A 9,712-nucleotide genomic window follows, 5' to 3' on the forward strand; every position below is an offset into this window, starting at 1 on the left:
AGCACGTTGTTGTACGCCCGTGCGAGACGGGTGATCGAGTCGAGCAGGATGACGACATCCTTCTTCATCTCGACCAGGCGCTTGGCCCGCTCGATGACCATCTCGGCGACCTGGACGTGTCGCGCCGCCGGCTCGTCGAAGGTGGAGCTGATGACCTCGCCGCGCACGGTGCGCTGCATCTCGGTCACTTCCTCGGGCCGCTCGTCGACCAGCAGGACGATCAGGTAGACCTCGGGATAGTTGGCGATCAGCGCGTGCGCCAGGTTCTGCATCATCACCGTCTTGCCGCTCTTCGGCGCCGACACGAGCAGGGCGCGCTGGCCTTTGCCGATGGGCGCGATCAGATCGATGATCCGGCTGGTGATGTTCTCGTCGGACTTGACATCGCGCTCGAGCTTGAACTGCTCCTTGGGGAAGAGCGGCGTCAGGTTCTCGAACATGATCTTGTGCTTGCTCTCCTCGGGCGAGAGGTCGTTGATCTTGTCGACCTTGACCAGCGCGAAGTAGCGCTCGCCGTCCTTGGGCACCCGGACCTCGCCTTCGACCATGTCGCCGGTGTGCAGGTTGAAGCGGCGTACCTGGCTCGGCGAGAGGTAGATGTCGTCGGTCGAGGCCATGTAGCTCGCTTCCGGCGAGCGCAGGAAGCCGAAGCCGTCGGGCAGGACCTCGAGGACGCCGTCGCCGAAGACCTGCTCGCCGCCCTTGGCGCGCTTCTTCATGATCGCGAACATCAGCTCCTGCTTTCGCATGCGGGCGACGTTCTCGATCTCCAGCGCCTCGCCCATCTTGATGAGCTCGGAGACGTGATTCAGCTTCAGTTCGGAGAGGTGCATGGACGGGGGCGCCTGGGCGCGGAGGAGGGACCGTGGTCAGAGCCCGCGGCGCGTGTCCGGGGCGCAGGCTGCGTGTGAGCGCAGCCGGGAGCGTCGTCAGGTGCTGATCGCAGCGGGTGGCTGCTGGCCTTGCCTGGTGGCAACCTCAGGCGGATCGACAGATGATCTCGCCCGGTTGGCGTTCGGCTGATACCGGAAGAGCGCCCGGCGTGGTCGACGCCGGGGCACTCCGTTGAAGACGAATTATAGGTGAGAGTCGATGAAGGCGGTCAACTGCGCCTTCGAGAGCGCGCCCACCTTGGTCGCGGCCAACTGGCCGTTCTTGAACAGCATCAGGGTCGGAATGCCGCGGATGCCGAACTTCGCCGGCACGTCGCGGTTCTCGTCGACGTTCATCTTGGCGATGCGGAGCTTGCCGTCGTAGGCCCTCGAGACCTCGTCAAGGATCGGGGCGATGGCCTTGCAAGGACCGCACCACTCGGCCCAGTAATCGACGAGAACCGGCGTGCTGGCGTCCAGCACGTCGGCCTTGAACGATGCGTCGGAGGTGTGGGTGATCAGCTCGCTGCTCATGATGATTCCTCGTGCCGTGCCTCAGGAAGTGAGGTCGCAGGCGCGGGCCGCAAGGGCCGGCGACAGGCACAATGATTCTGGCATATCAGTCTCGCAAGGACGCCCGCGACCTCCATGTACTCCCTATGAAGACGATAGCGCCGGCGCGGCGCCGACCGTCGGGCGGGCACGTGTGGTCGGACAGCGGATCGGCCGACCCATGGCGGTCCATCGCGCAGGAGGCGCAGGCGTGGTGTGGTGCGGAGTCCGTCGTGTGGCGGGACGCCGTCGTGCTCGTTCCGTTCGTCGAACTGCTGGGGCCGGCGCGGCGTGCCTTCGCGGCGGTCGGTGCCTGGATGCCCCGCATCGAGACGACGCGGACCCTGGCCCGCTCGCTCGGGCCGCCGACCGACGCGGGAACGGAGCGCGGCTTCGACGCCGCACTCGACACGGTGCTCGCGACGCAGCTTCTCGCGAGGCAGAAGTGGGGTGCCGAATGGTCGCGGCGCGATCGACCCGGCTTCGAGCGCGCGGCGGCGCGCGTCGCTGCCACCGCGCACGAGCTGGCGCAGGCCGCGCACGCCATGCCGCCGATGGATCGACCGGACTGGTGGGCGATGGCGCGGGGAGGCCTGGCGGGACGCGCTGGTCCGGGTGCCCGCGAGCGCGTGCTGGCGCAGGTCGCCCTCGAGTGGGCGATGCTCGCGCCGCCGCCGGACACCGACCGGCTGTTCGAGTTGAGTCCGTCGGCGTGGATCGTCGTCGAGGCGGGCGGGTGCGAGCCGCTCGCCGACGCGCTCGTTCATCGCGCGGGCGCGCCATCGCTGGTCATCCAGACCGATGCCCCGCTCGACGCTCCCTTCGCGGCCTTCGCAGCGTCCGCTGCCACACCGCCCGCCTTCGGCGTCTGCGACGGGTTCGAGGACGAGGCCTCGGCAGCGGCTGCCCAGGTGCTCGATCACCTCGGTCGCGACGAGCGCCCGGTGGCGCTGGTCGCCCAGGATCGTGTCCTCGTCCGCCGCGTCCGCGCCCTGCTCGAGCGGGCGGGCGTGGGGCTCGCCGACGAGACCGGGTGGAAGCTGTCCACCACGCGCGCCGGCGCCGAGGTCATGGCCCTCCTCGTGGCCGCCAGGCCGCTCGCGCCCGCCGACGCCTTCCTGGCCTGGCTCAAGACTGCACCGGTCGGTGTGCAACACCGCACGAAGGCGCTGGCCATCATCGAGGCGGAGTGCCGGCGCATGGGGACGACGCGCAGGGACGCCATCGGCGGCCTCGACCTGAAGGGCGCCGCCGCCGACTTGCGCACGCGCGGGCTGGCCATCCTGCACGAGCTCGTCGCGGTCGACCGACGCAGATTGTCGGCATGGCTGGACGCGCTGCGGGCGGCGCTCGGGCACTGTGGCTCCCTCGACGCCCTGCGTGGCGACGCCGCGGGCCGGCAGGCGCTCGCCGCGCTCCAGCTCGAGCCGCCGCTGCCGCCGGCGCGCCGACACCTCGTCGACACCGACGTCGACGCCTTGAGCTTCGCCGAGTTCGTCAGCTGGGTCGACGCCGTCTTCGAGGGCGTCACCTTCCGCCCGCCGAGCCCCGGTGGCGGCGGCGGAGAGCAGACGCCGGACGGTGCAGCCGACATGATCGACGTGGTCGTGACGCCGTTGGCGCGGGCCACGCTGCGTCCATTTGCGGCGGTGGTGATGCCTGCGGCCGACGACCAGCGCCTCGGCGCCGCGCCGCGCGACGACTCGCTGCTGCCGCGAAGCCTCGCCGATGATCTCGGGCTGCCGTCGGCGCGCATGCGTCGCGACGACGAGCTGCGCGCCTTCGCCCAGGCGCTTCGCTGCCCGCGCGTGACCTTGCTGCGCCGGCGCGGCGCCGCGACCGAGCCGGTCGCGGAGAGCCCTTTCGTCGAGCGGCTGCGCCTGTCGCTGGCGGCGCACGGGCGCGACCTTCGCGACTGGATCGACCCGCGCGTCGAACGAACGCTGGCCCGGGCCCCGGTCTTGCGCGCACCGGCCCGCGCGCCCGCAGCCGCCCTGCCGCAGCGCCTCTCGGCCAGCGCCTTCGAGGCCCTGCGCGCCTGCCCCTACAAGTTCTTTGCGCGCAGTGTCCTGCGCCTTGGCGAGGCCGAGGAGCTCGACGACGAGATCCAGAAGCGCGACTACGGCAGCTGGCTGCACAAGGTGCTGCATGCGTTCCACGTCGAGCGTGCCGGCACCGGCGCGGCCGGCCTCGATGCCGATGCCGAGGCGAAGCGCCTCCTCGCGATCGGCGATGCCGCGCGGCTCGAGGACGACATCGACGCGGCCGCGTTCCTGCCCTTCGGGGCCTCGTTCGCGGTGTTCGTGCCTCGCTACATCGCCTGGCTGCACGAGCGCGAGCGTGCCGGCTGGGCTTGGCTCGAGGGCGAGACCGAGATCGTCTTCGCGCCTGCCGAGCTCGAAGGCATCGAGATGCACGGCCGGATCGACCGCATCGACCGGCGCGCCGGCGCCGACGCTACGGGACCGCAGGTTCTCGAGCTCATCGACTACAAGACGGGAAGCGCGTCGAAGCTGAAGGAGCTCGAAGCCTTCGAGGACACGCAGCTGGCGTTCTACGCGGCCCTCGTGGGATCCCGCGGCAGCGCGGCGCTGCGTGCCAGCTACCTGGCCCTGGACGGGACGCGCGGCATCGAGCCGATCGCCCACGACGAGGTCGAGGCGAGCGCTGCGGCGCTCGTCGCCGGTGCGGCGCGCGAGCTGGGCCGCATCCGCGCCGGCGAAGCCTTGCCGCCGCTCGGCGAGGGCTCGACCTGCGACTTCTGCGAGGCCCGCGGCTTGTGCCGGCGCGATCACTGGTCGGCCGCGGAGGTTCCGGTGGGCGCGCTGCGGGCCGACCCTTGACCGCGGTCGCGCCGGCTTTGGCCCCGGCGCTGCGCATCGACGGCGCCCTCGTCGACGCCGCAGCCTTCTACGCCGCCGCCTGCGATCCGCGCCGAAGCTGCGTCGTCGAGGCGTGCGCCGGCTCGGGCAAGACCTGGATGCTGGTCTCGCGCATGCTGCGCGCCTTGCTGGACGGCGCCGAACCGCACGAGATCCTCGCCATCACCTTCACGCGGGCCGCCGCCGGCGAGATGCGGCAGCGCCTCGACGCCTGGCTCGCCGCGTTCGCCGGGCCGCGCTCGACGCACGGCGAGCGCGTCGCGGCACTGCGCGAGCGCGGGCTCGAGACGGCTCGGGCCGAGGCCCTTGCGCCGGCGCTGGCGGGGCTGCAGGAACGCGTGCTCGCGGCCGATCGGCCGCTCGAGATCCGCACCTTTCACGGCTGGTTCGCGCAGCTCCTGCGTGCGGCGCCGCTGACCTTGCTGGACGCGGTCGGCCTGCAACCGGATGTCGAACTCGTCGAGGACTGGGACGACCATCGGCCGGCCGTCATGCGCGCTTTCTACGCCGCGGTGCTCGCCGACCCCGGGCTGCGCGCCGACCACGCGTCGCTCACCGCATGGCGCGGCCGGCACCAGCTGCTGGCATGGCTCGGCGTCGCCTGGGATGGCCAGGTCGAGATCCAGCTCGCCGACGAGGCCGGCGTGCTCGAGGGCAGCGTCGCGCCTGCGGAGGCCGTGTGGCCCGAGCTCGCCGGCCGAGGCCACCCGGCCGACCAGCTGATGGAGACGGCCTGGGCCAATCGTCTGCGCGAACTCGCCGACGCGCTGGGCCGCGCCGGCAAGCCGGCGCAGGACGCTGCGCGCGCTCTGGCCGTGGCCCTCGAGGCGTCCGTGGCCACGGAACGCTTCGCGGCGGTCTGGGACGCGCTCTTCACCAGAAGCGACTCGCCGCGCGCGTTGAGCAAGGGCACGACCGGACTGGCCGAGACGCAGGCGGCCCTCGAACTTGTCGCCGACCAGATCCTGCAGCACGACGCCCGCGCCGAGCACCTGCGCATGGTGCGCCTGGCGCGGGCGCTGCACGCCAGCTTCGCGGCCTACAAGCGCGCGCATGGGCTGGCCGACATGGCCGATCTCGAGCGCTGCGCCCTGGCCATGCTGCGCGACGGCGAACTGACCGGCTGGGTCCAGGAGCGTCTCGATGCGCGCATCGGCCATCTCCTGGTCGACGAGTTCCAGGACACCAGCCCGCTGCAATGGCACGCCCTCCATGCGTGGCTCTCCTCCTATGCCGGTGCCGGCGGCGGCGCCAGCGGGCAGCGCCCGCCCGGCGTCTTCATCGTCGGCGACCCGAAGCAGAGCATCTATCGGTTCCGCCGCGCCGAGCCCCGCGTGTTCGAGGCGGCGGCGGTCTTTGTGCGCGAGGGTCTCGACGGCCAGGTCCTCGCCTGCGACCACACGCGGCGCAACGCGCCTGGCGTGGTCGCCGCGATCAACAAGGTGTTCGGCAGCGCCGAGCAGGCAGGCGCCTTCAGCGGATTTCGCGCCCACAGCACGGCGGTCGGAGGCGATCGTCCGGGCGAGCTGCGGGTGCTGCCGACGACGCCACGGCCGCCGGCTGCGCGCAGCGGCAAGGGGGCGCCGGCGCCGGTCTGGCGCGACAGCCTGACCCTGCCGCGACGCGAGGTCGAGGAGGTGCTGCGCCAGCGGGAAGCGCAAACCGTGGCCGCCGCGGTCCGCCAGCGCGTCGATGCCGGCGCCGACCCGGGCGACATCTTCGTCCTCTGCCGCAAGCGCCAGTCGCTGCGCCTGGTCGCCGTCGCGCTCGAGCGCCAGCAGGTCGTGCACAGCGCGGTCGAGGAGACCGCGCTCGCCGCGACCACCGAGGCGCAGGACCTCATCGCGCTGCTCGATGCGCTCGTCTCGCCGGCGCATCGCCTGTCGCTCGCACGGGCCTTGCGCAGCCCGGCCTTCGGCGTCGCCGACGCCGACCTGCTCGCGCTCGCCGAAGAGGCGGGCGAGGAGCGCGATTGGTGGCAGGCACTGCTGCGGCTGCCGTCGGCGAGCCCGGCCCTCGAACGAGCCCGCGTGCTGCTGCCGCGGTGGCGCGAGTTGGCCGGCGTGCTGCCGCCGCACGACTTGCTCGACCGCATCGTCGACGAAGGCGATCTCGTCGCCCGCACCGTCGTTGCCGTGCCTGCCGAGCAGCAGGCCCTCGCCCTCGATGCGATGCACGCGGTCGTGGCGCAGGCGCTGTTCCTCGACGGCGGCCGCTACGCGACGCCCTACGGTTTCGTGCGCGCCCTCAAGCGGCGCGCCCTCAAGGCCTCGGTTCCGGTTCGTCCGGGTGCCGTTCGCCTGCTCACCGTCCATGGCGCCAAGGGGCTCGAGGCGGGCACGGTGTTCGTCATGGACGCCGATCCGGAGCGGCAGAACCCCGGCCTGACGACGCTGCTCGTCGACTGGCCGGTCGAGGCCGCGCGGCCCTCCTGCTGTGCCTTCGTGTACTCGGAGGCGCGTTGCCCCCGGTCCCTGCGCGAAGTGCTGGGCCATGAGCTGCAGGCCCGCGAGCGGGAGGAGCTGAACGGGCTCTACGTCGCCATGTCGAGGGCCCGGGACACGCTGGTGTTCAGTGCCACCGTCCCGTACCAGCGGCCGCCGGCGGCGACCTGGTGGACTCGGCTGGTCCCGTTGGCGACAAACTGGCCCGCTGTCGTGCCCGCCGCCGGAGAAGGGCCCGGGGCCGGCGTTGCGCGGAAGGACTTGGTCACCGTGCGCGAGCTTCCGGCCTGGCGACGCCGCGCGGTCCCGGCGCGACCGGTGCCGGTCGACACGGAGGCGGCGGAGTCGGCCTACGCCGGGCTGGGGCGTGCCATCCACCGGGCCCTCGAGTGGGCCGGGCAGTCGGCTGCCCACTCACTCGACGAGTGCGCGTCGGCAGCGTCACGCGAGTTCGGCGTCGACAGGGCATCCGTGCGAGACATCGTCGCGGCCATCCTGGCGCACCCGGACGCGGCACCGTTCTTCCAGGGCCCGCACATCCGCTGGAGCGGCAACGAGGTCTCGGTCAGCGACGGCGGCGAGGTCCTTCGCATCGACCGCCTGGTCCTCGTCGACGACGGCAGCGGCCCGGTCTGGTGGGTGCTCGACTACAAGCTGCGCCAGGCGCCGGAGGAGCTCGAGCCCTACCGCCGGCAGCTCCTGCGCTACCGCGACGCCGTCCAGGCGGCTCAGCCCGGCGCCACGGTCCGCTGCGCCTTCGTCACCAGCCGAGGCCGGGTGGTCGAGGTGGCCCTGGGCGTGAAAAGCACGACAGAAGGCGTCGCTTTCGAAGGCTGATCGGCACATCCGTGCGGCGCCCGCTGGGCTCCAATCGGGGAACCCGTTCGTTCCCGATGCCTCACGCCGCTGCCCCGGCCCCTTCGCCCCGTGCGCCGACACGCGCGTTCGGCCACTTCGCCCTGCGCGGCGTGCTCGGCCGGAGCGAAGCCACCATGCTCTGGCTGGCGGTCGACACGCGCACGTCGGCGGAAGCGATGCTGATGCTGCCGCGAACGGCGCCGCTCGGGTCCGATGGCATCGGCGCATGGCTGCTGGCGGCGCGGCGCGCCGCGCGGCTCGACCACCCGGACCTGACGCCGGTGCTCGAAAGCGGCATGCACGAGCGCCGGCCCTTCATCGCCTTAGACCGTCGTGCCGGCATCACGCTCGACGAATGGCTGCTGCAGCACCCGCATCCGTCGATCGACGATGCGGTGCGCTGGACCGCGAGCATCCTGCGCGGGCTGGCGTTCGCGCACGAGGCCGGCATCTCCCACCTCGACCCGCAGTTCCACAGCATCGTCGTCAACGAGCGCGGCGAGGCGAGCCTGATGGGCTTGTCCGCGGCCACGGTCGACGCCCCCCGGCCGGCCGCGGGGCGGCTCGCGGCTCGCGCCGCGGCGCCGGCGCTCGATCCGACTTCGCTCCGCGCGCAGCGAACGGCCGCCGAGCGCGACGTGCTCGCCTGCGGGCTGGTGCTGCATCGGCTGCTCGCGGGCGCTCCGCCGCTCGGCGAGGCGGACACCGGCAAGGTCATCGAGCGGATGACACCGCGCGGACGCGAAGGCGTGCGCCTGCCGTGGACCACGCCGCAGTCCGTCGCCGAGCCGCTGCGCGCCATCGTCGACCGGAGCACCTCCGGCCAGGCGCGCCTGCGCTATCGCAGCGCACGCACGTTCCTCGACGCGCTGACGGGCTGGCACGAGGCCGCCTCCGGCGAGAGCGGCGGCCCGATCGCGCTTCTGCTCGACCGCCTGCGCACGGTCGGTCATCTGCCGGCTCTGCCCGGCCTCGCCATTCGCGTTCAGGGCGTGACCGGCGTCGAGAGCCAGCGCACCGACGAGATCGCCCGCCACCTGCTGCCTGACATGGCGCTCTCTTTCGAGCTGCTGCGAGTGCTCAACTCCGCGCCGGTGCAGGGCACGCAGATCGCCGGCAACGGGCCCGTGCTGACCTTGCGCCGTGTCGTCGCGCTGATCGGGGTGGACGGCGTGCGCGCCGCGGCGAACAACCTGCGTGTCTGGCCCGGTCCGCTCGACGAGGCCAGTGCCGGCGCGCTGCGCGAGGCCATGGATGGGGTCCGCCTGGCCGGCCACCTGGCGCAGGCGTTGCGTCCCGCCGGCTACGACGCGGAGGTGGTGTATCTGGTCGCCGTTCTGCAGAACCTCGGCAGGCTGATGGTGCAGTACCACTTCGCCGACGAGGCCGAGCAGATCCGGCAGCTGAAGCTGCCGTCGCCGGCGCAGCCGGGCGATCTGCAGCAAGGCGAGCAGCCCGGCCTCGGCGAAGACGCGGCCGCGTTCGCCGTCCTGGGCGTCGACATCGATTCGATGGGCACGGCGGTGGCACGGCATTGGGGACTGGGCCCCGACGTGCTGCACATGATCCGCCGTCTGCCTCTGGACGCCGCTGTGCGCAAGCCCGATGGCGACGCGGAGCTCCTGCGCATCGTCGCCAGCGCAGCCAACGAGATCGTCGACGCGCTGGCCCTGCCTGGCGGACCCGCAGGGCCGCTCCTGGAGCGTGTGTCGCAGCGCTACGCTCGCACGCTGCGCCTGGACCGAAAGGCCGTGCAGTCGGCAGTGCAGGAGGCACGTGCTGCACTTAGCGCCGGCAGCGTCGCAGCGCATGCCGTGCCGCAAGCAGGGGACGACGCGACCATGCCGCCGTCGAGCCTGGAGCGCGACGAGGGCGACGACCGTTCCGACGACGCGCCCGAGCGCATCGTCGCGACGCCTCAGCGTCGAAGCGCCGAGCTTCGCGACGTACCCGACAAGGCGCGCGCGCCTTACTTCGTCCAGAGATAGCTGGCGATGGCGACGAAGATCAACTTGCGCATGGAAAGCCTCGGCGAAAGGTGGCGTGGAAAGCCCACCCCGGCACGTGCCGTGCCCGAAGCCGTTCGTGAAGGTGACGAGCCTGA

Annotated in this window: 5 protein-coding genes; 3 read left to right on the top strand and 2 right to left on the bottom strand. The window is 72.4% G+C overall.

The window, feature by feature from the left end:
* Both rho and trxA read right to left on the bottom strand, forming a co-directional pair.
* On the bottom strand, nucleotides 1–833 hold an 833-nt coding region (gene rho / locus AC30N0_RS12665; RefSeq protein WP_489518265.1), incomplete at its 3' end, for a transcription termination factor Rho.
* A 243-nt stretch (nucleotides 834–1,076) separates the two neighbouring features.
* A complete protein-coding gene (trxA, locus tag AC30N0_RS12670; protein WP_489518266.1) occupies nucleotides 1,077–1,406 on the bottom strand; it encodes a thioredoxin TrxA in 330 nt (109 codons plus the stop codon).
* A gap of 251 nt (nucleotides 1,407–1,657) precedes the next feature.
* Here trxA and AC30N0_RS12675 point away from each other — a divergent pair, with 251 nt between their 5' ends.
* From AC30N0_RS12675 to AC30N0_RS12685, 3 genes are read left to right on the top strand one after another with little or no spacing between them, the layout of a single operon-like run.
* Nucleotides 1,658–4,267: a PD-(D/E)XK nuclease family protein gene (locus tag AC30N0_RS12675; protein WP_489518267.1), complete on the top strand. Its 2,610-nt coding sequence runs from the start codon at nucleotides 1,658–1,660 to the stop codon at nucleotides 4,265–4,267.
* Entirely contained in the window at nucleotides 4,264–7,587 is a 3,324-nt protein-coding gene (locus tag AC30N0_RS12680) for a UvrD-helicase domain-containing protein (protein ID WP_489518268.1), read from the top strand. The genes AC30N0_RS12675 and AC30N0_RS12680 overlap by 4 nt, the downstream gene beginning before the upstream one ends.
* 56 nt (nucleotides 7,588–7,643) lie before the next feature.
* Nucleotides 7,644–9,596: an HDOD domain-containing protein gene (locus AC30N0_RS12685; RefSeq protein ID WP_489518269.1), complete on the top strand. Its 1,953-nt coding sequence runs from the start codon at nucleotides 7,644–7,646 to the stop codon at nucleotides 9,594–9,596.
* Nucleotides 9,597–9,712 lie beyond the last annotated feature (116 nt).

Source organism: Rhizobacter sp., assembly GCF_031412495.1.
Classification (GTDB): Bacteria; Pseudomonadota; Gammaproteobacteria; order Burkholderiales; family Burkholderiaceae_C; genus Schlegelella_A.